The following is a 25,327-nucleotide window of genomic DNA, read 5'->3' as shown; positions in this document are numbered from 1 at the left end:
GTGATTTCGGGTGCGGGCCCGGCCCGCACGCTCTCCTCATAGGGCGCCATTGTTGTCCACACCGACGGGTCGGCGCAGCACCGGCCTGCGCGAAGCCTCAGCGGCAGCGACCGGCGGCGCGCGGACGGGGGTGCATTGCTCTGGCAGAGGTCATGCCGGAAGCCTATCGGGACACCTTGCGCCGGCCCATAGCACCTTCGGGCATGTGCCCCAAGGTGCTATGGGCCGCACACGGAGCCGTCTCTACGATCCGGCCTTCTTGAACGAACAAGCAGAAGGCGCCGGGCCCCGGCGCCAGCGGATGAGGAGAACACGGACATGACGAAGACGAGCAGTTGCGGACGGTGGATGGTGTGGGGAGGAGCGCTGGCCCTGTTGGCCGCCTGTGGCGGTGGCGGAGGATCGGGCGGCGGCGCGCTGCCGCCCTTCGGCATCCTCCCGCCCGCACCCCCGCCGGTGGCGGTGGCCCATCGCCTGGAGGTCGACATCACCGGCAACGGCCGCGTCGGATCGCAGCCCGCGGGCATCGACTGCACCGATCGCTGCAGTGCGGATTTCAGCGCAGGTACCGAGGTCGTGCTTGCAGCCACGCCGGCCGCGGGACAGGTACTCGGCAATTGGGGTGGCGCGTGCAGCGGCAACGCCAGCACCTGCATCGTGCGGATGGACGCAGCGCTCGGTGTGACGGCCGCCTTCGTGGCCGCGCCGCCGGCGATCGGCTGGGGCGATGCGTCGGCGCTGTCGGCCGGCGGCGCCAGCCTGCCGAAAACCGCGATCGACGCCCAAGGGCGTGCGCTGGTCGTGTGGCGCCAGGTCGAAGGCAGCCCCCAGGAAGATCGCCTGTGGGGCAGCCGCTACCTGCCCGGGAGCGGCTGGACCGCGCCGCAGCGCCTCGAGGCCAACGCCGGCAGCGTGCGCGACATCCGCATCGCCATCGACAAGCCCAGTGGCCGCGCCGTCGTGCTGTGGACCCAACTGAGCTCCGTGACGGGCTACGACTTGTGGGCGCTACCGGTCGACCCTGCGGGCGGCTGGGGCAGCCCCGCTCTGCTGGAGACCGGCACCGGCATCGTCGGCAACGCCAGCGTGGGCATCGACGCCAGCGGCAACGCCGTCGCCGTGTGGTCGCAGATCGGGCCGGCCACGCGCTTCAGCATCTATGCCAACCGCTACACCTGGGCCGGTGGCTGGGGCACCGCCGCACTCATCGAGACCAACGAGGTCGTCGGCAGCGTGGATGGCGACCCGGCGGTCGTGGTCGCGGGGTCGGGCGAATCGGTTGCGGTGTGGAAGCGCTCAAACGGCGGCAGCGCCTCGCTCTGGACCAACCGCGCCAATGCGAACGGCACCTGGGCCACCTCGATCGAACTCGTGCCGGACACCGGCACCGCGCACTCCATCGGCGCCCACGACCTGGCGATCGACGCCACCGGCAGCGCGCTGCTCGCCTGGGGCCAGGCCGACCTGCCCGGCGGCAGCAACCAGTGGGAGAGCGCCGTGTGGTTCAAGCGCTTCTCGGCAGGCGCGTGGCAGAGCGGCACCGCACGGGTGGGTGCACCGTTCGTCGCCACGCAAGCGTTGTTGAGCACGCCCGTGCTGCGCATGAACGCGGCCGGCTCGGCGGTCGTGAGCTGGGGCCGGCTGGACAACGCGCTCATGGCTGCGACGGCGGCACCAGGGGGCGCTTTTGGCGCGGACCATGTCGTGCGGGCGGCCGCTTCACCGGCGCTGGCGAGCTTGCCTGCACTGGGCCTGGACGACGCGACCAACGCGCTGGTGGCGTGGGCGCAGGCCAATGGTGCTGGGACCAGCGACCTCCATGCGGCCCGATACACGCTGGCAGATGGCTGGGGCATGCCGGTGCTTCAGGAAAGCACCGACGAAGTGGCTGCCACGCCCGACCTGGCGATGAATGAGCTGGGGAATGCGGTTCTGGCGTGGCAGCAATTCGAGCCGGCGAGCGGGACGCGCATTCTGGTACGGCAGTACGGTTCCGGCCGATAAGCCTTGCGGTCCTGCGCGTCTTCAACGCCTGGCCTGCCGGCCAGCCGCGCCCCACGCGCGCCCCCATGCAAACCAAACGTCACATTCCAGTCACGCACCCCAGATACCCTCGCGCCCTAAATGACACGTACTTCCGCATCGGGCAGTGCCCTGACACTGTCCTGGTGCCTCGTCATGGCGCTGGTGGTGAGTGCAGGTCTCGCCGCCGCACAGGCCGCCTCGGCCGGTGGCATGGTCATGCGGTTCGACCTGCCGGCCCAGCCGCTCGAGATTTCTCTCTCCGTCTTCGGCCGCGTCACGGGCCACTCGGTACTCGTGGCGAGCAGCGTCACGGCCGGCCGCGAGGCTGCCGCGGTGCATGGCGACTTCACGCCGCGCGAGGCGCTGCAGCAGTTGCTGGCCGGCACCGGCCTGGTGGCGCGCTATTCGGGCGCCGACGCGTTCACGCTCGTGCCCATCGCGCCGCGCGACGAGGGGGAAGTCGCGCAAGGCCTGACACCTGAAAGTGAGAGTGCAGCGTCAACCACCGAAGCCGCCCGCGCGCAGGCCGGCTATGCGGGGGTGCTGCAGGCCTCGATCACGCGCGTGCTCTGCATCGCGCAGCCCGACGCTTTCGGCCGTTACCGCCTCGGCCTTCAGCTGTGGATTGACACGGCGGGCACGGTGAGCGACGCGCGCGTGCTGCAGGGCAGCGGGCTGGCGCCGCGCGACGCGGCGGTGCTCGCGAGCCTGCGCGCGATGGCGCTCGATGCACCGCCGCCGCCGGGCCTGGCGCAACCCCTGACGATCCTGCTGACGCCGCGCGCCGACCCCGCGCGCGACTGTCGTCCCTACGAACGCGCCGCGCGAGCGCGCTGAAGAAAAAGCAGCAAGGCCCCCGCGACCATGCCCGATTCGATCAAGGCAGCGCTGCGCGCGCTGTTCCTCTCGCGCTATGCGCAGTTCAGAAAGCACCTGCAGATCCGGCTCGGCTCCGAAGACCTGGCCAATGACGCGCTGCAAGAGGCCTACCTGCGCGTGGAGACCAGCAACGTGCGCACGGCGGTGCGCTATCCCTCGGCCTACCTGTTCCGCATCGCGCTCAACGTGGCGGAAGACCAGCGCAAGCGCAATTCACGGTTGCTGAGCGTCGGCGAGGTCGATGCGCTGCACGACATGGTCGACGAGATGGCCGACCCCGCGCGCGGCGCCGAGGCACGCAACGAGCTCGAGGCGCTGGAGCGCGCGCTGGCCGAGCTGCCGCGGCGTCGCCGCGCGATCGTGCTGGCCGCGCGCGTGGACGAGATGCCGCACAAGGACATCGCGGCGCGCTATGGTGTGTCGGCGCGCACGGTCGAGAAGGAATTGCGCGCCGGGCTGGCGCATTGCTGCGAGCGATTGGGAAGAGATTTCATCCAGCGCTTCGGTCCCGGCGCGGGAAAACAGTCTAAGCGTGATGGCAGCTGAACGACCCGAAGAATCATCCGCGGAGACCGACCCCATGAACGCCACGCACCTTCAACGCGAAGCGCAAGCCTGGGTCGTGCGGCTGGGCTCGCACCAGGTGACGGACGAGGATGCACAAGCCTTTCGCCGCTGGTGCGCGCAGAGCCGCGCGCATGCCAACGCCTTCGTCCAGGCGCGCGAGGTCTGGCAGGCCATGGCGCCGGCGGCGCTGCGCGTGCGCCGGCACGAACAGCAGCAACAACAACGCAGCAAGGCCGATGCGCGCATGCCCGTCGCGGGACGGCGGGCGCTGCTCGGGAGCGCGGTCGCGGCGTCGGTCGCGTACCTTGCGGTCTCGCCACCGCTCGGGCTGTGGGCGCCGGCCACCGAATGGGGCGCCGACTACCGCACCGGCACCGGCGAGCAGCGCGAGGTGGCCATGGGCGGCGGCACGGTGCTGCAGCTGAACACGCAGACGCGCGTCAACGTGCAGCGCGCCGGCAGCGGAACGGGCGAGGGCGGCGATGTCATCGAGCTGCTGGCCGGCGAGGCCGAGGTGCTGGCCGGCGCCTCGGGCGCGGCACGCATCACCGTGGCGGCCGCACAGGGCAGGGTGTCGGCGCTGCGGGCGCGCTTCAACATCCGCCACCTCGACGGCGAGGTCTGCGTCACCTGCCTGGCGGGCCAGGTCGAGGTGGCGCGCGGCACGCAGCAGGTGCGGCTGGCCGAAGGGCGGCAGCTGCGCTACGGCGCCGCCGGCCTGGGCAGGCCCGCGTCGGTGGACACCGCGCCCGTCAGCGCATGGCGGCGCCGGCAGCTGGTGTTCAACGAAGTGCCGCTCGCCGAGGTGGTGGCCGAAGTCAACCGCTACCGGCGCGGCCGGCTCGTGCTCACGAGCGAGGCGCTGGGCCGCAGCCGGGTGCAGGCGAGCTTCTCGATCGACCGGCTCGACGACGTGGCGTTCCTCGTGCGCGACGTGTATGGCGCCGAGCTCACGCAGCTGCCGGGTGGCATCGTGCTGCTGGGCCTGCCTGCGAACGCCTGAGCGCCGCGCGCATGAAGATTTCGTGACATGGTGCAGTCGCGCCCGGGTGCCGCTGTCATAGATCGGTAGACCACGGGCCGGCCGATTTCCGGGTGCGCTTCGTGGCAGCGATCGAACAGCAGCAATGAAACACGAACCCCTGGAAGTCCGCATGCAACGCAGCAGCAGCACCCGCAGCACGGTGGCCCGGCGCCCGCGCACGAATCCGTCGTCCCTCGCCTTGCCCTTTGCCTTCGTTCCGAAGGCCCGGCTCACTCCCATGGTCCACGCGATCGCGCTGATGCTGGCCGCGGGCGCGGCGGCTTCCTTCGATGCCCAGGCGCAGCAGGCCTTCAGCGGCGCCTGGATGGCGCAGAAGAACATGGCGCAGAGCGCCGCCATCGCCACCGGCCGCCTGCCCAACGGCATGCCGGCCTCCATGCTCACCAGCCCGCAGGCACAGCAGCAGCGCGCCAACGAGCAGCTGCAGCGTTCCATCGGCAACCTCAACCTCACGGCGCGCACCATCGCGGCGCAGCAGGCCGCACAGGAAGCCGCCCGCCGCGCGGCGCTCGCGGCCGGCGGCGGCGTGCCCGACGGCATGGCCGAAGGCGGACTGCGCGTCGACACGAACAGCCTCACGTCCGGCTGGGCCAACGCGAATGCACCGGTGCAGACGCAGGAGGGCGGGCGCACGCAGGTCACCGTCACGCAGACCGGCGAGCGCGCGGTGCTGAACTGGGAAAGCTTCAACGTCGGGCGCAACACCACACTCCGGTTCGAGCAGCAGCCGAGCTGGGCCGTGCTCAACCGCGTGAACGATCCGCAGGCACGGCCGTCGCAGATCCAGGGGCAGATCCAGGCCGACGGCACGGTGATGGTGGTCAACCGCAACGGCATCGTGTTCAGCGGCAGCAGCCAGGTGAACACGCGCAACCTGTTGGCCTCGGCCGTGGGCATGACCGACGCGCAGTTCCAGCGCGGCATCTACAGCCAGGCGCTGGGCACGGGCCATGTGCCCACGCTCGCCAACGACCTCGTGGTCACTCCCACTGACTCGTCCCACGGCGCGGCCACGGCCGACGTGGTGGTGGAGGCGGGTGCGCGCATCGAGACGCGCAAGCCGCAGTCGGTCACCGAGGGTGGCGGCTATGTGCTGCTGGCCGGCCGCGAGGTGCACAACCGCGGCGCCATCGTCACGCCGGCCGGGCAGGTCACGCTGGCGGCCGGCGACAGCTTCGTGATCCGCAAGGGGCTGGGCACCGACGGCAACCTGCAATCGAGCACGCGCGGCAACGAGGTGACCCCGGCGCGCGTCGAGGGCAGCGCGGCCGGGCGGGTGTCGAACAGCGGGCTGATCCAGGCGCTCACGGGCGACATCACGCTGACCGGCCACAGCGTCGAGCAGGCCGGCGTGCTGGTGTCGAGCACCGGCGTCAACACGCGCGGCACGCTGCACCTGAACGCGGCCGGCGATGCCGACGCGCGCGTCACGCTCGCGCCGGGCAGCGTCAGCGCGGTGCTGCTCGACGACAGCAACGCGACGGCGCTCGACGTGCAGCGCGACACGCTGCTGAAGGAGTCGGCCATCCTTTCGGACGGCGCCTACAACCGGCGCGACCAGTCGCTGGTGCAGATCGCCTCCAGCGGCGACGTGGCCTTCGAGGCCGACTCGATGACGCTCGCCACCGGGGGCCAGGTCAACGTGACCGCGGCGCGCCGCGTGCAGCTGGCCGAGCGCGCCGCCATCGACGTGGCGGGTGCGGTGGGCGTGCGCGTGGCCATGGCGTCGAACAATGTCGAGGTCAACGTGCAGGGCAACGAGCAGCGCGACGCGCCCGGCAACCGCGACAGCAAGAACCTCAACAACGCCAACCTCTGGATCGACCGCCGGTACCTGGTGCGCGTGCCGGCCGGCACCCAGGGCCATGCGACCGACCGCTGGTACACCGGCGGCGGGCTGCTCGAGGTGAGCGGCTACCTCAACACCGACGGCCACGGCATCGGCGAATGGGCCGCCTCGGGCGGCACCGTGGCCTTCGGCGGCGGCGAGCTGGTGACGCGCACGGGCTCGGCCATCAACGTCTCGGGCGGCTCGCTCGACGTGCAGACCGGCATGCTCAAGCAGAGCTGGCTCAAGGGCCGCGACGGCCGGCTCTACAACCTGTCGAGTGCGCCGGGCGACATGCTCTACGACGGCGTGTACCGCGGCTTCGAGAGCCCGCATGAACGCTGGGGCAAGAACACCACCGATTTCTTCTACAACCCGTTGATCGCGCCGCGCGAGCGGCTCGAGAACGGCTACACCGTGGGCCGCGACGCGGGCCGCGTGATCGTCGGCACGCGCTCGGCGGTGCTCGAAGGCCACATCGAGGCCACGGCGTTCCAGGGCGAGCGGCAGCGCAATGCGCCCGACGCGGGGCTCGACGGCTACCGGCAGTCGCAGAACGCGGCGCCACGCGCGGGCCAGCTCGTCATCGGCCGGCTGCAGCCGGCGGTCGATGCCGCCACCGGTGCGCTGCGCGACAGCCCGCAGGCGCTGGCCGAGCGCATCGACATCGGCGCGGTGCAGCGCATCGCGCAGGACCTGCAGCTCGACGACGCGCTGCCCGCCGAGCTCGACGGCAAGATCGGCATCGACGCGGGCTGGCTCAGCGACCTGCGCCTCGGCGGTTTCAAGGCCTATGCCACAGGCGGCATAAGCGTCGACGCCGACGTGACGGTGGCGCCCGGCGGCAGCATTGCGCTGCATGCCACGCAGGTCGACGTGAATGCCGACCTGACGGCACGCGGCGGCAGCATTGCGCTCGGCAACATGGTCGGCCGGCTGCAGACCGGCAGCACCACCAACTGGATCGACCAGCCGATCGCCGCGGCGCCGCCCGAAGGCTACACGGCAGGCGTCACGCTGGCCGGCGGCACCAAGCTCGACACGCGCGGCCTGTGGACCAACCTGCGCACCGAGCCGGCCGACATCGGCGGCCTGCCCTACGTGAACGGCGGCAGCGTCTCGATCGCCAGCACCGGCGACCTGCGGCTGCATGCCGGCTCGGTGATCGACACCTCGTCGGGCGCCGCGCTGATGGCGAACGGTGCGCTGCAGGGCGGACGCGGCGGCGACATCACGCTGCGCTCGAACCAGTACGACAGCACCGGCCGCGGCGCGGGCGTGCTGCTGCTGGACGGCATGCTGCGCGGCCACGGCGTCAAGGGCGGCGGCACGCTGACGATCGACACCGGCATCGGCGTGGCCATCGGCGGCGGCGTGCTCGCGCATGCGGGCCGGCTCACGGCGGGCGAGGCGGTGCCGGTGCACCTCACGCTGGCCGAGGCCTTCACCGTTCCCGCCGGCACCGCGCTGCCCACGGACTTCAGCTACATCGCCAACACCGTGGCGCCGGGCGAGGCCCTGAAGGTGGCGCCGATGTTCACCGCCACGCGCAGCTACACGCTGCCGGCCGCCTGGGTGGTGCCGGCCGCGACCGTGGCCTGGGAATATGTCTACGTCTACGCGAAGAGCGGCACCTTCTACCCGAGCGGCAGCACCGTGCCTGCGGGCACCGAGCTGGTCAACATCAACGGCACGATGGCGCCGGGCTATGTGGTGCCAGCCGATGCGTTCCCCAACGGCATGCCGGTGGCCGACTACACCGCCACGGTCGCCGCGGGCACGCCGTTCGCGCGCGACGTGGTGCTCGGCGAAGGCGCACTGCTGCTGGCCGGCAACCGGCTGCCGGCCGACGTGGCGGTGAAGCCGCTGCTGGTGCTCGACGACGGCCTGTTCCGCAGCGGCTTCTCGCGCTACGCGGTCAGCGCGCAGCAGGGCGTGCAGGTGGCCGCTGGCGCGCGGGTCGACGTGGCGATGCCCGTGCTGCGTGCTGACCCGGCAGCGGCCCTGGCCACGGCCACCGGCGCCGATCCATCGGCCGTGCTGCAGCCGTGGCTGCCGCCGCTGTGGCAGGAAGATCCGCTCGCCGGCGTGCTCACGCAGCGCGCGGGCGCCGACCTGGCGCTCGGCGCGGGTTCGGTCAACAGCCAGGCGCCGCTGGTGGTGGGCCGCGGCGCCACGATCTCTGTCGATCCGGGCCGTTCGCTCACGCTCACGGGCAATGCGCAGATCACCATCGACGGCACGCTGAATGCCTGGGGCGGCCGCATCGGCGTGCTGCCGGGCGGCTTCGGCATCGGCAACGACGCAGACCGGCCGTCGGGCACGGCCAATGCCACCTCGATCTGGATCGGCGACAACGCGGTGCTCGACGCCGCGGGACGTGCGACGACGGCCATCGATGCGCGCGGGCGCAGCTACGGCCAAGTGGGCGAGGGCGGGCGCATCGAGATCGGCGCGGCCCATGTCGACGGCGCACGCGAGGTCGATGCGGCCGACGCCTTCGTGGTGCTGCGGCCCGGTGCGCGGCTCGATGCCTCGGGCGCGGCCGCACGGCTCGACGTGCCGGGCTACGGCGTGCGCGAGGTGGCCACCGACGGCGGCGTGATCGCGCTGAGCTCGTACCGCGGGCTGTTCCTCGACGGCGACATGCGCGCCGCGGCGGGCGGCGAGGGCGCGGCCGGCGGCACGCTGGCGCTGAACCTCGAAACACCGAACTACGGCCCGGTCGGCCGGCAGGACCTGAAGGGCATAAACGTCGAGGACGCGGTGCGCGTGCCGCGCGAACTGGTGCTGGCGCAGGTGCAGGGCGACAGCGGTCTCTCGGGCGAACTCGCACCCGGCGAGCGCGAGGCCGCGCTGGCCTTCGGCCGCGCACGCATCGGCGTGGACCGCATTGCCGCGGGCGGCTTCGACAATCTCTCGCTGCTGGCCAACGGCCTCGTGAGCTTCGACGGCAGCGTCGACCTGCGCCTGGGCCAGAGCCTGCACCTTGCGGCCAGTGCCATCGGCCTGGCCGAAGGCAGCGCCGCCGATGCGCAGGTGCGCCTGGCCGCGCCCTCGATCCGGCTCGCGGGCAGCACGCGCGGCCAGGAAGAGGGCGAGATCATGCCGAACCCGGTGCGCGGCTCGCACAACAGCGGCGCCGGTGCCGGCGCGCTCGGCCTGCCGCTGGTGGCAGAAGGCTCGGGCCTGGCGCTCGATGCGCAGCTGATCGACATCGTCGGCCAGTTCAACGTCGGCGCGCGCGGCAGCATCGTGCAGAACGCGGACGATCCGCTCGCGGTCGAGCGCCTGGCCTTCGACCAGATCGTGATGCGCACGCGCGGCGACCTGCGGCTGTCGCAGGCTGCGGCGTTCCATACGCCCGGCAGCCTGCGGCTCGCGGCCTCGCAGATCTATCCCGCCATGAACGACAGCGGCAGCTTCGTGGTGGGCGAGCGCGGTGCCTTCAACGAGTTCGGCACGCTGGAGCGCGAGTTCGATCCTGCGCGCAGCCTCGACATCGAACGCATCGATCCCACGGCCGCGCTGCCGGCGCAGCCGTACTCGGTGTTCGGCCGGCTGAGCTTTGTCGCGGCCACCATCAACCAGGGCGGCGTGGTGCGCGCGCCACTGGGCGAGATCGTGCTCGGCGCGGTCGGGGTGCCGGTGCTCTCGGGTGCAGTCAACCTGCTGCCCGGCAGCGTCACCTCGGTCAGCGCCAACGGCCTCACCATGCCTTACGGCGGCACGCTCGATGGGCTGAGCTACCTGCACGACGGCAAGGACGTGGTGTGGAAGGGCGTGGGCAACGACCCGTCGGTCACGCTGGCCGCGCACGCGGTGGACGTGCAGCAAGGCGCGGTGCTCGACCTGCGCGGCGGCGGCGAGCTCACGGGCGCGGCGTTCCTCGCGGGGCGCGGCGGCTCGACCGACGCGCGCCTGAATCCGCTGGTGCAGACCAGCGCGCGCGGCAGCTTCACGCTGCCGGGCCTGGCCACCAACCCGGTGTACGCCATCGTGCCCGGCGCGCAGGCAGGCTACGCGCCGCTGGTCAACGAGCACGGCGCCGGCGACCCGGCGCTGGGCCGCCAGATCACCATCGGCGCGGGCGTGCCGGGCCTGCCCGCCGGCACCTACACGCTGCTGCCTTCGACCTTCGCCCTGCTGCCCGGCGCTTTCCGCGTCGAGCTCAACGGCCTCGCGGCCAACCTGCCGCCCGCGGGCGTGACGGTGCCGATGCGCAACGGCTCCTACGCGGCCGCCGCGCAAATGGGCACGGCGCACACCGCGCTGCGCGATGCGCTGCCCACGCAGGTGTTCCTCACGCCGGCCGACACGCTGCGCAGCTATTCGCAATACAACGAGACCAGCTACGCCGCCTTTGCCATCGCAATGGCCGAGCGCAACGGCGTGCCGCGCACGGTGCTGGAGCGCGACGCGAAGATGCTGCGCTTCGACCTGGTCGCGCCCAGCCGCGCCGGCGCGATCGAGGCCATCGGCGACGTGCCCGCGCTGCGCTTCGCCGGCCAGGCCGACTATGCCCCGGCCGCGGGCGGTTTCGGCGGCAGTGCGCTGCTGGTCGGCGGCTATGGGCAGAGCTACGAAGTGCTGGCCGACGGCGCCGCACCCACGCCCGACTTCGCGGGCGTCTCGGTGCATGCCGGCGCGCTCAACGCGATCGGTGCGCCGCGCCTGGGCATCGGCGCGCTGCCGAGCGTCTCTTACATCGACCACACCGGCAGCTCGCAGCGCGCCAACATCGCGCGCTTTCTCACCGGCGCCAGCAGCATCGTGCTGCGCGAGGGTGCAGTGCTGCGTGCCGGCGAGGTCTACCTCGTCACCAACACCAAGACCGGCGGCATCGTCGTCGAGCAGGGCGCGGGCATCAACACGCTGGGCCGCGGCCGTGCGGCCTGGGATTCGCGCGACGGCTTCGTCTATGCGCCGGGCACGGTCAGCGTGCTGGCGGTGTCCAATGGCTGGCTCGACCTGCTGGCGCCGGAGTTCAGCACCTCGCCCGACGCCGGCGCGGGGCGCATCGACATCGGCGTCTGCGCCACCGGGTCGCTGTGCCAGGGCACGACACAGCTCTATTCCGAGGGCACGCTGGCCGCTTCCACCGACCAGAGCTTCGAACTGCGCGACGGGGCGCGCTACGGCACGCGCAACCTCGTGCTGTCGGTGGGCGGCATCAACGTCGGCAGCGACGCCGCACTGGCCGCTGCGGCCGCGCGCAACGCACTGCCGCCGGGCCTCACGCTGAACCAGGACATCCTCGACCGGCTGCTGCGCGGCGACACCGCGAACGGCGCGCCCGCGCTCGAGAACCTGGTGCTCACCGCGCGCGACGCGGTCAACTTCCACGATTCGATCACGCTCTCGACCATTGACCCCGCCACCGGCCGCTCGTCGCTCGAGCGGCTGGTGCTCGGCGCGCCGGCGCTCTACGGCGCGGGCGGTGCCGATGCGGTGGCGCGCATCCACACCGGCATCCTGGTGTGGAACGGCGCCGCCACGCCACCGGGCCTGGTGGCCGCGGGCGGCGCGGGCACAGGCAGCGGCCGGTTGCAGATCGACGCCAACCAGATCGAGTTCGGCTACGGCCCCAACAGCCGGCCCGACACCCTCCACGGCGTGGACCGCCTGGTGCTCGGCTTCAAGGACGTGGTGTTCAACGCCAGCGAGCGCGTCACGGCCAACCACACGGGCTCGCTCTCGGTGTACCAGTCGCAAGGCGCCTGGGACGATGCGTCGAAGGGCTTCGCCTTCAGCGGCGGCAACCTGCGCATCGAGACGCCGCTGCTCACCGGCCAGGCCGGCTCGGTGAACAGGATCAAGGCGGGCGGCGACATCATGGTCGCCGCGCCGGGTGGCCTGGCGGCACCTGCACTCGCGGGCCCGGCGCTCGCCGAGGCGCTCGGCGCGGAGATCGGCCTCGACGCCGGCGGCCGCCTCACGCTCGACAGCCGCATCGCGCTGCCGAGCGGCAAGCTCACGGCCTCGGCCGGGGGCGACCTGCGCCTCGAAGACGGCGCGCAGCTCGACCTGGCGGGCCGCCGCATCGACTTCTTCGACGTGCCCAAGTACAGCTGGGGTGGCGATGCGATCCTCGAGAGCCGCGGCGGCGACGTGCGCCAGGCGGCGGGCTCGCGCATCGACCTGTCGGCCGAGCACAACCGCGCGGGCAAGCTCACGGTGCTGGCACTGAGCGAAGGCGCAGGCACGGTCGCGCTCGACGGCGCCATCGCAGGTGCGAGCAGCGGCGTGTACGACGCGGGCGGCACGCGCGTGCCCTACGCAGCCGGCGGCGCCGACATCCGCGGCCAGCACATCGACGACTTCGCGGGCCTGAACCGGCGCCTCACCGAAGGCGGTGTCGTCGGCAGCCGCAGCTTCCAGCTCAAGCAGGGCGACCTGGTGCTGGGCGACGAACTCAAGGCGCGCGAGATCAGCGTCTCGGTCGACGGTGGCCGGCTGGCCGTCGACGGCACGGTGGACGCGAGCGGTGCGCAGGCGGGCAGCATCCGCCTGGCCGCGCGCGACGGCGTCACGCTCGGCGCCGCGGCGGTGCTCGACGCGCACAGCCGCATGCTGCGCCTGGACAGCTACGGCCAGGTGATCGAGGCGCCCAACCGCGCCGTGATCGAGATCGATGCCGGCAGCGGCCGGCTCGTGCTCACGAGCGGCGCGCGCATGGATGTGCGCGCGGGCACCGACGGCGCGGCGCTGTCGCTGGGCACGGTCGAACTCAGTGCCCAGCGGCTGGGCGGCGCGCGCGGCAACGACATCGCGATCGACGCGGGCGGCACGCTGCAGATCGACGGCGCACGCGCCGTCACCGTGAACGGTTTCTGGACCTACAAGGACGCCGTGCCCGGCACCGATGCCGCGGCCGACGGCCGGCCCTACCAGGTGGTGAACCAGGCCTACCTCGACGCCAAGCATGCCGACAGCCAGGCCTTCATGACCAACGTGCTCGCCAACGGCGGCCTCATGAACGCACGGCTAGCAGGCCTGCGTGCCTACGGCGACGCCTTCCACCTGCGCCCCGGCGTCGCGATCGCGAGCGCCACGCCCGACGGCGATCTGCACATCGACGGCGACATCGACCTGTCGGGCCACCGCTATGCCAGCGTGAACCCGCACACGCCGCAGACCGGCGTGCACGGCTCCGGCGAATCGGGCGCGCTGGTGCTGCGCGCGGGCGGCAACCTCAACGTGTACGGCAGCATCACCGACGGCTTCGACACCTCGGTGCTGCAGCCGACGCCGAGCGACCGCGGCTGGGTGCTCATCAAGGGCCGCGTGCCCTGGGGCGGCGACCTGGTGGTGCCGCGCGGCGGCATGGCCGAGCTGGCCGAGGGCACCTTCTTCCAGCCGGGCCGCACGCTCAACTACGCCTTGCCGATGCAGGCCATGAGCCTGCGCGCCGGCACCGTGCTGGCCACGACCGCCACGCTGGCCGAAGACTTCGTGCTGCCTGCGGGCACGGTGCTCGGCGGCGCGGTGCGCGATGCGGCGGGCAACGTGCTGCATGCGGCCGGCACCGTGCTGGCCACGGCCGTGACGCTGCAAAGCGGCATGAAGCTCGACGCCGGCAATCGCCTGCCCGGCGGCGCGCGCGTCGCGGCCATGACCTGGCCGGCCGGCGTGCCGCTGCCGTTCCCCATCGGTGCCGTCAACGACACGCCGAGCCCCGACTACAACGGCGACGGCGTGCCCGACCAGCCGGCCAACGGCGTGATCCTGGCCGGCTCGCTGAAGCTCGCCAAGGGCGCCGTGGTGCCCGCCGAGACCTTGGTGCTGCTGCCGGACGGCGTCGACTTCGTCAACCTGCGCCCGGCCGATGCCGCCGGCGACCAGGGCCGCAACCTGGCGCTCGCGCCGATGCTGGCCGAAGGCTCGCAGTCGTGGTCGATGCGGCTCGTGGCCGGTGCCGACACCGGCGCAGCCGACACCCGCGCGCTGCGTGCGCGCCAAGCGAACGGCCAACTGCTACTGGCCGACACGCACTACGGTATGGGCAGCGGCCTCACGCTGCAGCTGCCGACACCGGGCGTGCCGGGGCAGTTCTATTGGATGGGTGACTCGCTCAACCAGATCGGCTATGCGCCGGGCACCCGCATCAACCTCGACGAATGGGGCGGCGAAGAGGCGGTGCTCGCGATCAACGACTGGGGCCTGGGCAACCTCGTGACCTGGGCGCCCGAAGGCGAGCAACCGAAGACCGTGCCGCTGCCGGCCACGCAGCAGCTCTTCAGCGTGCTGCGCACCGGTACCGGCGACCTCGACCTGCTCGCGGGCGGCGACTTCACGATGAGCTCGCCGTATGGCGTGTACACCGCCGGCACGCAGGCCCGCGGCGTGGGCGCGGCCTACAACCTGCCGCGCGCCACGGTGGGCGGCACCGTGCTCGGTGCCGACGGCGCGGCGTACGAACCCTTCGTCGACGGCGGCACGCAAAGCCTCTACCGCGCCTGGTATCCGGAGCACGGCGGCAATGTACTGGTGCGCGCTCAGGGCGACGTGCGCGGCGACCTGATCGGCCGGCCGGGCAGCCAGACGCGCCCCGACGCCATCGGCGTCATCCGCCCGATGGGCGCGAGCGCCGACGTGGGCAACTGGCTCTGGCGCCAGGGCACCGGCAGCACGGTGGCCGGCAGCGAAGGCGTGCCCACCGCATGGTGGATCAACTTCGGCAGCTACGTGCCCGGCCCGAGCACCGCCTACGACCTGTTCGGCACCGTGCCGTTCATGACGGGCTTCACCGGCATCGGCACGCTCGGCGGCGGCAACCTCGTGCTCGAGGCCGGCGGCGACGCGGGCATGCTGAGCCGGCGCATGGACCTGCTCGGCACGTTCGTCGCGCGCAGCACCGGCCTCAACCTGGTGGTGGGCGGCAGCGGACGCGTCTCGGCCGATGGCCAACAGCTCACGCTCACCGGTGGCGGCGATCTCGACGTGCGCATCGGCGGCGGCCTCAATCCGGTGGCCGAGCTGCGTTCGTTCCCGAACGGCGCCGACATCACGCCCCAGACGACCTGGCGGGGCGCACGCCCCGACCTCAACAGCACCTTCGTCAACCTGCGCGGCGCGCTGCGCATGCAGGCCGGATCGGTGGGCGGCCTCGAGCTGCGCTTCGACCGCGCCGACCCCGAGGAATCGCGCGCCTACGAGGTCTATACCGCCACCTCGTCGATCGCGGGCGGCGGACCGATGCTGGTGCCCGGCGATGCCGCGGTGCAGATCGACGCGCGCGGCGACCTGGTGCTGGGCGGCGTGGCCGACGCCGGCCGCGTGGCGCAATTCAACAACGGCACGCCATTCGTGGGCGAAGGCGAGCAGCGCCCGGGCGACGGCTACAGCTGGTTCTCGTTGTGGACGCCGGCCAGCGGCATCGACCTGTTCAGTGCCGGCGGCAACCTCGCGCCGTCGAGCGCCATCGCCGGCTACCGTACCCGCAGCGACGCGCAGCCGACCGACGGCCGCTTCGTCGTGCCGTCGATGTTCCGCGCGGTTGCGGCGAGCGGCAGCCTCTACTACGGCAACGCGATCACCGGCGCCATGGACGGCAGCAACAAGCCGGTGCAGCCGGGCACCGGCGTGGTGCTGGCACCGCCGCCGGCGGGGCCGCAGTTCACCGGCACGGGCACGGGCGGCTTCGAGCTCATGGCGGGCGATTCGATCTATGCCGGCGGCTACAGCTTCACAGCGTCGGGCGCCGACCCTACCGCGCTGCCGACCCCGTTCAATCCGGGCTTCAGCGGCAGCCTCGAGCAGGTCTGGTTCGGCATGCGCAAACTCAGCAACGTGAGCCCCGATGCGCTCGCGCCGTCGGTGTTCCTCTCGCCCTTCCGGCCGGGCGAAGACAACCAGGTCTATCCGCTCTTCAGCCTCGCGCCGTCGGGCGCGTCGGGCTACAGCGTGCCCGGCCGGCAGCCGGCGCGCTTCTACGCGCTCGAAGGCGATTTGATCGGCGTGCGCACGGGCGCCATCGTCTACCGCGGCCGCGGCGCCAGCGGCGGCTCGGCCGGCGAGGAGTCGACCTGGTACGAAGGCGGCGGCCCGGTCGCGCTGCGCGCGGGGCGCGACGTCGTCAACGCGGGCACCGGCCTGGGCGAGTACGAAGAGGTTCCGGTCGGCGCGCTCGGCTGGACCACGCAGGTCAACCGCGCCGATGCCGGCGCACCGCTGAAGCCGATCGCGGTCGAACTCGGCAGCGCGCGCGGCAACCTGATCGTGCACAACGACCCCGACGACGTGTCGGTGGTGTCGGCCGGGCGCGACGTGCGCCACAGCAGCTTCTACGTCGCCGGCCCCGGCCTGCTCGAAGTGACGGCCGGGCGCGACGTGTACCTGGCCGACAAGGGCGAGCTCAAGAGCATCGGTGCCGTCGTGAACGGCGCGCCTGGCGAGCGCAGCAGCGGCGCGGGCATCGCGGTGGCCGCGGGCGTGGGCGCGAGGGGGCTCGACTTCTCGGCCTTCGCCGCGCGCTACCTCGACGCAGCCAACCTGGCCGAAACGGGCCGGCCGCTGGCCGACCAGCCCGGCAAGGCCGTGGCGGTGTACGGCGGGCGCCTCACGCTCGCGCAATGGCTGCAGGCGGAGTTCGGCTACGGCGGCGACGAAGCCGGTGCGGCGGCCTACCTTGCCGGCAAGCAGGCCGAGATCGACCGCGCACGCGCAGGCGCTTCGGGCAACGCCGCGCCGGCGCGCGACCTGCAGCGCGAGTACGGCCAGCGCAGCCAGCTGCACCTGGTCAACTGGCTCGAGGAGCGCTTCGGCGATGGCAAGCGCAACGGCCTGGGACTGCGCTTCGACGCCGCGACGATGGACGCGCGCGGCTTCTTCGCCGCGCTGCCGGCCGAGCAGCAGCGCGCCTTCCTGCGCCCGGTGTACTACGCCGAGCTCAAGGCCGCCGGCCGCGAGTACAACGCCGCGGGCGGCCCGCGCGAGGGCAGCTACCTGCGCGGGCGCGAAGCCATCGCCACACTGTTCCCCACGCACGACGCCGAAGGCAAGGCCATCGACTACCAGGGCGACCTGACGATGTTCAGCAGCGCGCGCTACTTCGAGGACACGGTGACCGCGATCCCGACCACACGGCCGAAGCCCGGCGTGAATTACCTCACCGAGGCCGAATGGATCGCGCTCGGCCGCCCCTCCTACGACGTGCCGCACTACGAGGTGCAGGACGCCGGCATCCACACCGACTTCGGCGGCGACATCCGTGTGATGGTGCCCGGCGGGCGCACGCTGGTGGGCGTGGACGGCGGCTTCGTGCCGGGCGAAGGCTCGGGCGTGCTCACACAGGGCACGGGCGACATCGAGATCTTCTCGAACGGCAGCATCCTGCTGGGCCAGAGCCGCGTCTTCACCACCTTCGGCGGCAACATCCTCGCGTGGTCGGCGGGCGGCGACATCAACGCGGGCCGCGGTTCCAAGTCGACCGTGGTCTACACGCCCCAGCGGCGCGTGTACGACGACCTGGGCGGCGTGACGCTGTCGCCGAACACGCCCAACACCGGCGCGGGCATCGCCACGCTGAACCCGGTGCCCGAGGTGCCGCCGGGCGACATCGACCTGATCGCGCCGCTGGGCACCATCGACGCCGGCGAGGCGGGCATCCGCGTCTCGGGCAACGTGAACCTGGCGGCGCTGCGCGTGGTGAACGCCGAGAACATCCAGGTGCAGGGCGAGTCCACCGGCATTCCGGTGGTGGCCGCGGTGAACGTGGGCGCACTCTCCAACGCCAGCGCCGCGGCCTCGCAGGCCGCCACCGCCGCGCAGGAGGCGGTGCAGCGCGACCGCACCGCGCAGCGCCAGGCGCTGCCGTCGGTGTTCACCGTGCGCGTGCTGGGCTTCGGCGGCCAAGTCGGCGAGGGCGGCGCGGGGGAGGGCGGTGGCAGCAGCAGCAACACGCCGCCCGCACGCGATGCGCGCGCGAGCTACGACCCCGAGGGCGTGGTGCAGGTGCTCGGCGCCGGCACGCTCACGGCCGCGCAGAAGCAGGCGCTGACGCCGGGCGAGCGCGGCGGGCTCGTGCGCTGAGGAAGTGGGTCAGGGGCGGTGGACTGAAGGGATGGGGCGGGTGTCGCGGTGCACCGGGGAGCGCGGTCGGTCGCCGCGGCAGAATGCGACTGCCGGCTGCACGCGACCAGCGCCGGACGGTCGAAGCTGTTCTTCGAATTGCTGCCTGAGGAGCCACCGTGTTCTCCCATGTCTTTGTGAGCGTCGGAGATTTCGAGCGCGCCTTGCGCTTCTACAGCGCGTTGATGGACAGCCTCGGCGTTGAATTGCGCTTTTGCGAGCGCGAGCGGCCATGGGCGGGCTGGCACAGCGCAGGTGGGGCACGCCCCTTGTTCGTCATCTGCAAGCCCTTCGACGGCCAGCCCCACCACCCTGGCAACGGGCAGATGACCGCCTTTGCCGCGGCCTCCAGGGAGATCGTCCGAGCGGCATACCGCGCGGGGCTGGACCACGGCGGAACCTGCGAGGGCCCGCCGGGCCTTCGCCCCGAGTACCACGACAACTACTACGGCGCGTATTTTCGCGACCCGGACGGGAACAAGCTGTGTGTCGCGTGCCATGTGGCGACGGGGGATGGTGCATGAGCTTGTCGCCAGCTTGGTTGGGACAAGGTTCGGCCAGATCCGGTCCTTCAGCTTTGCGCTCGTAAGCCGACAGTCGGGCGGATGCAATCGCGCTTCGCGATGGCCCCCCTTGAGGTTCTGCCGTTCAGCGAGTGACACGTCGAGGGAAGGACTGGGCCGAACAAGCGAACAAACTTCGTTGGCTCAGGGCCCACCTGCCGTGACTCGAAGATCGCACAGGTGGTTGTTGCATGCGCATACAGCTTTCCGTCGGGCCCGATGATCCTGGCTTCGGAGGTGCCGACCTGCCGACCGACGTGCAGAGCCGCGCCCACGCAGCGCAGCGCAGCGGGACAGTCTTCGTGTGGGCCGCGCGCACGATGTTTAGATTGATCTGGCTGGTCGTGTAGCCTCGTCCGGCTGGTAGCTTGGTCTGCACCGCGCAGCCGAGTGCGAGTCGAGCAGGGGCGCGTACCAGCCCCCCCTGCACCGATCCCTGCGGGTTGTAGTGCTTGAGCTGCGGCGTCGCCTGGAAGACCTCATGGCGATCCGGCTGACGGAGTGGAATGGGGCTGAGCCAGCAGCACGGCTCACTTCGGCGACAGCACGCGGAACGGGCGTGTCCCGATCTCTGCACCCGTCACCGCGTCGATCGCCACCGGCTCTATGTCAAGGCCGGTCTCGGCATCCAGGTAGCGCGCCAGTTTCCCTTTGCCACGGTACTTGCGGCCCCAGGCGCCGATCATGAAGAGCACCGGCAGGTAGGCGCGTCCGGCCTCGGTCAGCAGGTACTCCTCGCGCGGCGGGCGCTCCGAGTACAGGCGCTTCTCGAGCAATTGCTCCTCAGTCAGCGCCGCCAGGCGCTTGGTCAGCATGGTCGGGGCGATGCCCAGGCTCTTGCGGAACTCGTCGAAGCGGGTCAGACCGACAGCTGCGTCTCGCAGGATCAGCATCGACCAGGCATCACCGAGCACATCCAGGGCACGCGCGATGGGACAAGGATTCGCGGAAGAATTCGCCGAGTTCATATCATTTCAGTATTTACTTACTACTATATCGATACTAACATGTGCCCTCAGACGGTCCACACACCAATGGGCCGTGCTGATGGCTACGACTCTTCCAACCCGTCGACCTGTCCGGAGAACCCACGACATGACCAAGACCATCCTCATCACCGGCGCCTCGTCCGCCTTCGGCCTGATGCGCGCCCAACGGTTGCACGCGCAAGCCTTCACCGTCATCGGCTGAGTACCATGAAGCACTACCTCTGCAAGTTCATCCCGCCGCGCGCGGATTTCCTGCCCACGATGTCGGCCGACGAACGCGAGTGGATGCAGCAGCATGGCCGCTACCTGGACGAGTTGCTCGATCAAGGCCTCATCGTCGCCCATGGCCCGGTGATGGACCCGGCCGGCGGCTACGGCGTCTCGCTGTTCAGCATCGCCGACGACCAGGAGATTGCCGCGCTCACCTCGGCCGATCCGATTGTCAGGAATGGCGTCGGCCATTGCGAGCACCACCCCATGCTTCACCTGAAGTCCCGTGCCTGAACGCCGCGGAATTTCGAAGGAACATCATGAAGATCCAAGGTTCTGTCGCACTCGTCACGGGTGCCAATCGCGGGCTGGGCGCGGCGTTCGCGCGCGGGCTGCTCGCCGCCGGCGCGGCCAAGGTCTATGCCGCCGCTCGGGACCCCGCCAGTGTCACCGTGCCGGGTGTGGTGCCCGTGCGGCTGGACGTGACCCAGCCCGACCAGATTGCTGCACTCGCCCGCGAATTGACCGACGTGAGCCTGCTGGTCAACAACGCCGGCATTGGCGGCTCCGGCCCAGTGCTGGACCCGAAGGCGATCGACACGCTGCACCGGCAGTTCGAGACCAACGCAGTCGGGCCGCTGCGCATGGCGCAGGCCTTTGCGGGTACGCTGGGCGAGCGCGGCCACGGCGCCATCGTCAACGTGATCTCGGCGCTGAGCTGGGTCACGCTGCCAGGCGCGACCGGCAGCTACAGCGCATCGAAGGCTGCCGCCTGGGCGCTGAGCAATGCGATGCGGCAGGAACTGCGGGCACAGGGCACGCAGGTGCTGTCGCTGCATGTGGCCTTTATGGACACCGACATGGCGCGCGGCGTACCGGGGCCGAAGGCTTCGCCTGACGAAGTCGTGCGCCAGGCCCTTGCGGCGCTCGAAGCCGGGCAGTCGGAACTGCTGGCCGACGACATGACGCGCAGCGTGCACGCCGGGCTGACACCCAGCCGCCGATGTACCTCGGAATGGTCGGGTGAGCGGCGCGGGCTCGAAAGAGGAAGTCCGCTTTCCCTCGACCGGTGCTTGAGCTATGGGCCCCTACCGGCTGTACGGCTCGCTCCAAAGCAGCCGCTCGCGTCGCTGCCACGCCACGTCGTTAGTCTCCAGTGGCGCGGAACCCGTTTGGTCGTTAACACAGGAACGGCACGCCGGTGTTGTGCAGCACGATGGCTGAGCCAGTTTGCGCGTCCGACCTCCGTTATCTGTAGCGACCTCGGCCTAACGCGCGTTTGCCGCCACGACGGCTCTTAGCGTGCGCTTCTGCTCCGCGATGCCCTGCCGCGTTTTCCGAGGGCCCACGGCTTGTTCGCCGTAACGAAATTGGTGACCGCCTACATCGGCGGAAGGTCGGTGATTCGAGTGTCGGCAATGGTCTCGGCGAGCCGTGGCCGAACAGCGCTGCGGGCGTCGAAAACCCGGGCTGGACCTCGCCAGCAAGCACGCGGCGTGCTGCCTCCGCAGCCGCCATCGCCGTGATGGTATAGCCGTTGACCGTATCAAGCACTGAGCGCACCACCGTCCCATCCGCAGCGACATGAACGAAGGTTTCGACGTCGGAAACCCCGGTGGCGCGATGAATGGTTAGGAGGTCTGGCAACGTCACAGGAAACGAAGACTTCAGGCCCTTGCCGAAGTCGAAGTCACGCAGCTCCTCAGGGCCGCGAACAACCAGCCGGCCATCTTCGAGGCGCAACGTCTCCGTGACGATCGCACGTGCAGCGGCATGGCTGGCAAGGCTACCGAGCATCGCGACGCTGCCGCCGCTTCCGGGAAGAAGCATAGCGCCAGCGCCACGGGCTTGCTCGTCCAGCGCAAGCGCCTGTCGATACGTGTCGAGTTCGGCGGAGAAGTCGAGGTAGTGGACACCGCAACGGATAGCGGCGGACATCAGCGGCTTGGCCGTGATGGTGAATGGACCCGCGGTTGTTAGGGCGCCGCGACGTTTCGTGCGCAGCGAATTCGATACGGGCGAGATGCTCAGGGCTCTGCTTTCTCGAGGTCGGCGTCGATGTGGGAAATCAACCCTCCCTCCATGACCGTCAGCTCAAGCAGGCCAATCTCGTGGCCGAAATCACCGGCGAAATCGACCCGCACCCGTGCTTGGTCCCTGCCAACTTGCTTGATGGACAGGAAGCGCGTCACCGTGTGGTAGCCGATGAAGTAGCGTTCGATGTAGTCGCGAATCCCCTTGTGGCCCTCGAAGCTATGGCCGGTGGAGGGGTCGTCGATGACCGCCTTCTGCGTGAACAGGGCGAGCGCGCGCTCGACGTCGAAAGCGTTGGTTGCGTCAATCAACGCCTCGGCTATTGCATGCAGGTTGTCCTTCTTTTGCGGCATCGCTCAGCGTCCGTGTTGCCAGCTCTTGTAGACGAACTCGAGGCTGTAGCCGTCGAGGTCCCGGACCTGCGCCGCGTAGTAGCGCGGGTCGTAGTGAAGCTGCGCTCCGGGCGGATGAATCTCGGCCCCGCCGGCCGCCAGAGCAGCGGCATGGGCCTGCTCGACCATCTCTTCGGAATCGGCAGCCAAGCCGATGTGCACCGCGCCGGGCGCCGCCGCTCCCTGCCGAAGCCAAAAGAACATCCGGCCCTGCGCGCCAAATCCTTTCAGGTCTGGATGCCTCGGCGGGCCGTCCTTGCCGTCGTAGTCGTGCCGGTTGGTGATTCCGAGAACAGGCAGCACCCGCTCGTAGAACGCGATGGAACGGTCAACGTCGGTGACCGTGAGAAAAAGGTGGTCGAGCATGTGGGTCCCTTCAAATCGTGTAGCCACCGGCGACTTCGATGCTCTGGGCGTTGACCCACCGGCCGTCCTCGGTCAGCAGCATGGCAATCACACGCGCGACCTCTTCAGGCTCGCCGACTCGCGCCAGCGCAGTTTGCGAAGCCAGCAGCGTCTCGAACTCGGAGGTCAGGCCGCCACCGAGCTGGGTGCGGATGGCCCCCGGCGAGACGGCGTTCACCCGGATGCGGCGCTCGCCGAACTCCTTGGCCATGTAGCGGGTCAGCACTTCCAGGCCGCCCTTGAAGGCGGCGTACGGCGCGACGCCTGCAGTGACGACTCGGGTTGTTGCGCTGGTCATGTTGACGATGGCGGCACCGTCCTTCAGCAACGGCAGCAGGGCCTGCGTCAGGAAGAACGGTCCTTTCAAGTGCACATCCATCAGGCCGTCGAACTGAGCCTCGGTGACGGTCTCGATGGGGCTGTAGAGGCCGTAGCCGGCGTTGTTCACCAGGCCGCCGAGGCGGGCTTCTCTCCACTTCGAGGTGAGCACCTCTTTCACGGTCTGCCGGAAGGCGGCAAAGGTCCCGATTGCGGCCACGTCGAGAGGAAGTGCTACGGCGCGGCCGCCAGCCTCGGCGATTCGACGAACGACGCCCTCTGCCGCGTCCGGGTTCTGCTTGTAGGTCAGGATGACGCCCAGTCCACGACGAGCGCATTCGATAGCGGCGCTCGCGCCGATGCCTCGGCTGCCTCCGGTGATGACGATGGTTTCCATGCATTGCTCCAGTGGGTTTCAGTGCCTCCACGATAGGTTTTTGCTCGCGCCGCCGCCCACCTGTTTCTGCCTCGTTCGTGCCTATTCCTGCTTCATCCCTTGTGCCGGGAGCCCGGCCGCAGTCCAATCGCTCCATGGAAGAACAGTTGAACGAGCTTCGAAGGTTGGCGGCTCATGCACAGAACAAGCGGACTGAAACGGGCATTCCCCGTGTGGCGATGGTGCAGGGGGCCATTCCGGAGCATGAGCTTGCTGCCGTCTATGACCCCATGGTCAATGTCATCTTGCAGGGTAGCAAGTCGATGACCGTGGGCGGGCAGACGCTGCACTACGACCCGGCCACCTACTTCGTGATGTCCATCGGCCTCCCGGCGGCGGGAGTGGTGCGCAGCGCCAACTCGGGTGCCCCGTACCTTGCTGTGAGTCTCACGCTAGCGCCCGCTGTACTGACCAGCTTGCTGTCCGATTTGCCTGAAACTGCCGACTTCGCCGGCCAAGAATCAGCCTTCTCGGTGGCAGCAGTGACTCCGGAGTTGCTGGATGCCTGGGTCCGGATGCTGCGGTTGATGGGCCATCCCGCGGACATCCCGGCGCTGGCCCCGGCCTATGAGCGCGAAATCCTCTACCGAGTGCTGCAGGGGCCCATGGGCTGGATGCTGCGCGACATCGCGACGCCGGAAACTTCCTTGGCGCGAATCAACCGCGTGGTCCAACGTATTCGCGAAGAGTTTGCGCGCCCTTTGCGCATGGAGGAACTCGCCGAGGATGCGGCCATGAGCGTCTCGGCGTTCCACCGTCACTTCAAGGCGGCAACGACACTCAGTCCACTGCAGTACCAGAAGCAGACCCGCCTGCTGCAGGCCAGAACGTTGCTGATTTCCGCCGGCGCCAACGTCACTTCCGTTGCACATGAGGTGGGGTACGAAAGCCCAACCCAGTTCAGCCGGGAATACGCGCGTGCCTTCGGGTTGCCTCCTTCGAAGGACGCTGCGCGAATTGCCGCAAGCATGCGATGACCACTACTCAAGAGGTCGAAGCATAAGGGGCGCGGTGTATTGCAGACTTTCTTGCCGCCGTCGAAGATACGCGGCAATGCAACCGACAACGGTTCTGAGTTCGATGTCGCTTGTGCGCCCGATGCCGCCATTCAGTTTGCTCAAAGCGGTCGTCCATGGCTAAACAACGCAGCTCTGCCGTGGGTCCTGTTTACTCAGGCTGCTGACAGACGACCTCCACGTTGATGCCGTCGGGGTCTAGCACGTAGGCAGCATAGTAGTGCTCGTGGTAGCGCGTCCGAATTCCTGGAGGCCCGTTGTCGGACCCGCCGGCCTCCAGCGCGGCCTCATGGAAGGCATCAACGAGAGCCCGGCTCCGCGCCGCGAAGGCGATGTGCGTGCCCGCTCCAGGGGGCTCGCTATCGTGGATCCAGAGAGTTGGGTAGTCATCCTTTCCGAAACCGTGGCGTGTGCCCCCTGTGCGGGTGCGCTGGGGCCCGACGGTGATGATTCGGGTGATGCCCAACGGCGCAAGCGCAAGTTCGTAGAAGCGCCGCGATGCCTCTGCATCGCTCACGGCAAATTCAATGTGGTCCAAGAGTGTCATG

At 70.3% G+C, this 25,327-nt stretch carries 14 protein-coding genes and 1 pseudogene; 9 read left to right on the top strand and 6 right to left on the bottom strand.

What is annotated here, in order from left to right:
• Nucleotides 1-318: 318 nt before the first annotated feature.
• The 6 genes from AC3A6R_RS15075 (at nucleotide 319) to AC3A6R_RS15050 (ending at nucleotide 18,940) form a co-directional block, all read left to right on the top strand.
• Nucleotides 319-2,004, top strand: a complete 1,686-nt coding sequence (locus AC3A6R_RS15075) for an InlB B-repeat-containing protein (RefSeq protein ID WP_487864752.1) — start codon at nucleotides 319-321, stop codon at nucleotides 2,002-2,004.
• 120 nt (nucleotides 2,005-2,124) lie between these two features.
• Nucleotides 2,125-2,862 (top strand): TonB family protein, encoded by a 738-nt coding sequence (locus AC3A6R_RS15070; protein WP_487864751.1) that lies wholly within the window; start codon nucleotides 2,125-2,127, stop codon nucleotides 2,860-2,862.
• Between the two features lie 27 nt (nucleotides 2,863-2,889).
• Nucleotides 2,890-3,450: an RNA polymerase sigma factor gene (locus tag AC3A6R_RS15065; protein WP_487860463.1), complete on the top strand. Its 561-nt coding sequence runs from the start codon at nucleotides 2,890-2,892 to the stop codon at nucleotides 3,448-3,450.
• A 34-nt stretch (nucleotides 3,451-3,484) separates the two neighbouring features.
• The gene (locus AC3A6R_RS15060; RefSeq protein WP_487864750.1) at nucleotides 3,485-4,474 is read left to right on the top strand and encodes a FecR family protein; all 990 of its coding nucleotides are present in this window, start codon (nucleotides 3,485-3,487) and stop codon (nucleotides 4,472-4,474) included.
• 124 nt (nucleotides 4,475-4,598) lie between these two features.
• Nucleotides 4,599-18,377, top strand: a complete 13,779-nt coding sequence (locus tag AC3A6R_RS15055; protein ID WP_487864749.1) for a filamentous haemagglutinin family protein — start codon at nucleotides 4,599-4,601, stop codon at nucleotides 18,375-18,377.
• Nucleotides 18,378-18,535: 158 nt separating this feature from the next.
• Entirely contained in the window at nucleotides 18,536-18,940 is a 405-nt protein-coding gene (locus AC3A6R_RS15050) for a VOC family protein (protein WP_487864748.1), read from the top strand.
• Nucleotides 18,941-19,509: 569 nt separating this feature from the next.
• On the opposite strand, the gene AC3A6R_RS15045 is transcribed toward AC3A6R_RS15050, so the two are convergent.
• A complete protein-coding gene (locus tag AC3A6R_RS15045) occupies nucleotides 19,510-19,947 on the bottom strand; it encodes a winged helix-turn-helix transcriptional regulator (RefSeq protein ID WP_436316789.1) in 438 nt (145 codons plus the stop codon).
• Between the two features lie 228 nt (nucleotides 19,948-20,175).
• Here AC3A6R_RS15045 and AC3A6R_RS15040 point away from each other — a divergent pair, with 228 nt between their 5' ends.
• Both AC3A6R_RS15040 and AC3A6R_RS15035 read left to right on the top strand, forming a co-directional pair.
• Nucleotides 20,176-20,472 (top strand): YciI family protein, encoded by a 297-nt coding sequence (locus tag AC3A6R_RS15040; RefSeq protein ID WP_487864747.1) that lies wholly within the window; start codon nucleotides 20,176-20,178, stop codon nucleotides 20,470-20,472.
• 26 nt (nucleotides 20,473-20,498) lie between these two features.
• Nucleotides 20,499-21,170: pseudogene (locus tag AC3A6R_RS15035) on the top strand (SDR family oxidoreductase); the annotation flags it as partial.
• Nucleotides 21,171-21,426: 256 nt separating this feature from the next.
• Here AC3A6R_RS15035 and AC3A6R_RS15030 read toward each other — a convergent pair.
• The 4 genes from AC3A6R_RS15030 to AC3A6R_RS15015 all read right to left on the bottom strand — a co-directional run bounded on the left by AC3A6R_RS15030 (nucleotide 21,427) and on the right by AC3A6R_RS15015 (nucleotide 23,724).
• Nucleotides 21,427-22,116 carry a saccharopine dehydrogenase family protein gene (locus tag AC3A6R_RS15030; RefSeq protein WP_487864746.1) on the bottom strand — a complete coding sequence of 230 codons (690 nt, stop codon included), beginning with the start codon at nucleotides 22,114-22,116 and terminating at the stop codon, nucleotides 21,427-21,429.
• Nucleotides 22,117-22,205: 89 nt separating this feature from the next.
• Nucleotides 22,206-22,565: a nuclear transport factor 2 family protein gene (locus AC3A6R_RS15025; protein ID WP_487864745.1), complete on the bottom strand. Its 360-nt coding sequence runs from the start codon at nucleotides 22,563-22,565 to the stop codon at nucleotides 22,206-22,208.
• Nucleotides 22,566-22,568: 3 nt separating this feature from the next.
• Nucleotides 22,569-22,970 carry a VOC family protein gene (locus tag AC3A6R_RS15020; RefSeq protein WP_487864744.1) on the bottom strand — a complete coding sequence of 134 codons (402 nt, stop codon included), beginning with the start codon at nucleotides 22,968-22,970 and terminating at the stop codon, nucleotides 22,569-22,571.
• Nucleotides 22,971-22,980: 10 nt separating this feature from the next.
• Nucleotides 22,981-23,724 carry an SDR family NAD(P)-dependent oxidoreductase gene (locus AC3A6R_RS15015; RefSeq protein WP_487860473.1) on the bottom strand — a complete coding sequence of 248 codons (744 nt, stop codon included), beginning with the start codon at nucleotides 23,722-23,724 and terminating at the stop codon, nucleotides 22,981-22,983.
• A 134-nt stretch (nucleotides 23,725-23,858) separates the two neighbouring features.
• Between AC3A6R_RS15015 and AC3A6R_RS15010 the strand changes: the two genes are divergently transcribed.
• Nucleotides 23,859-24,740, top strand: coding sequence for an AraC family transcriptional regulator (locus AC3A6R_RS15010; protein ID WP_487860474.1), 882 nt, complete (start codon nucleotides 23,859-23,861; stop codon nucleotides 24,738-24,740).
• A 190-nt stretch (nucleotides 24,741-24,930) separates the two neighbouring features.
• Here the strand turns inward: AC3A6R_RS15010 and AC3A6R_RS15005 are convergent, their stop codons facing one another.
• Entirely contained in the window at nucleotides 24,931-25,326 is a 396-nt protein-coding gene (locus AC3A6R_RS15005) for a VOC family protein (protein ID WP_487860475.1), read from the bottom strand.
• Between the last annotated feature and the right edge of the window lies 1 nt (nucleotide 25,327).

The organism is Variovorax sp. Soil_C_19 (assembly GCF_057657255.1).
Note: the sequence above shows the minus strand (reverse complement) of the source record. Positions and strands in the feature narration are given on the sequence as shown.

Excerpts from the sequence above, each read along its gene's own strand:
- AC3A6R_RS15045 (WP_436316789.1), bottom strand. The coding sequence starts at position 19,947 with ATGAACTCGGCGAATTCTTCCGCGAATCCTTGTCCCATCGCGCGTGCC.
- AC3A6R_RS15065 (WP_487860463.1), top strand. The coding sequence starts at position 2,890 with ATGCCCGATTCGATCAAGGCAGCGCTGCGCGCGCTGTTCCTCTCGCGC.
- AC3A6R_RS15010 (WP_487860474.1), top strand. The coding sequence starts at position 23,859 with ATGGAAGAACAGTTGAACGAGCTTCGAAGGTTGGCGGCTCATGCACAG.
- AC3A6R_RS15020 (WP_487864744.1), bottom strand. The coding sequence starts at position 22,970 with ATGCTCGACCACCTTTTTCTCACGGTCACCGACGTTGACCGTTCCATC.
- AC3A6R_RS15075 (WP_487864752.1), top strand. The coding sequence starts at position 319 with ATGACGAAGACGAGCAGTTGCGGACGGTGGATGGTGTGGGGAGGAGCG.
- AC3A6R_RS15060 (WP_487864750.1), top strand. The coding sequence starts at position 3,485 with ATGAACGCCACGCACCTTCAACGCGAAGCGCAAGCCTGGGTCGTGCGG.
- AC3A6R_RS15070 (WP_487864751.1), top strand. The coding sequence starts at position 2,125 with ATGACACGTACTTCCGCATCGGGCAGTGCCCTGACACTGTCCTGGTGC.
- AC3A6R_RS15040 (WP_487864747.1), top strand. The coding sequence starts at position 20,176 with ATGAAGCACTACCTCTGCAAGTTCATCCCGCCGCGCGCGGATTTCCTG.
- AC3A6R_RS15030 (WP_487864746.1), bottom strand. The coding sequence starts at position 22,116 with ATGTCCGCCGCTATCCGTTGCGGTGTCCACTACCTCGACTTCTCCGCC.
- AC3A6R_RS15015 (WP_487860473.1), bottom strand. The coding sequence starts at position 23,724 with ATGGAAACCATCGTCATCACCGGAGGCAGCCGAGGCATCGGCGCGAGC.
- AC3A6R_RS15055 (WP_487864749.1), top strand. The coding sequence starts at position 4,599 with ATGAAACACGAACCCCTGGAAGTCCGCATGCAACGCAGCAGCAGCACC.
- AC3A6R_RS15025 (WP_487864745.1), bottom strand. The coding sequence starts at position 22,565 with ATGCCGCAAAAGAAGGACAACCTGCATGCAATAGCCGAGGCGTTGATT.
- AC3A6R_RS15005 (WP_487860475.1), bottom strand. The coding sequence starts at position 25,326 with ATGACACTCTTGGACCACATTGAATTTGCCGTGAGCGATGCAGAGGCA.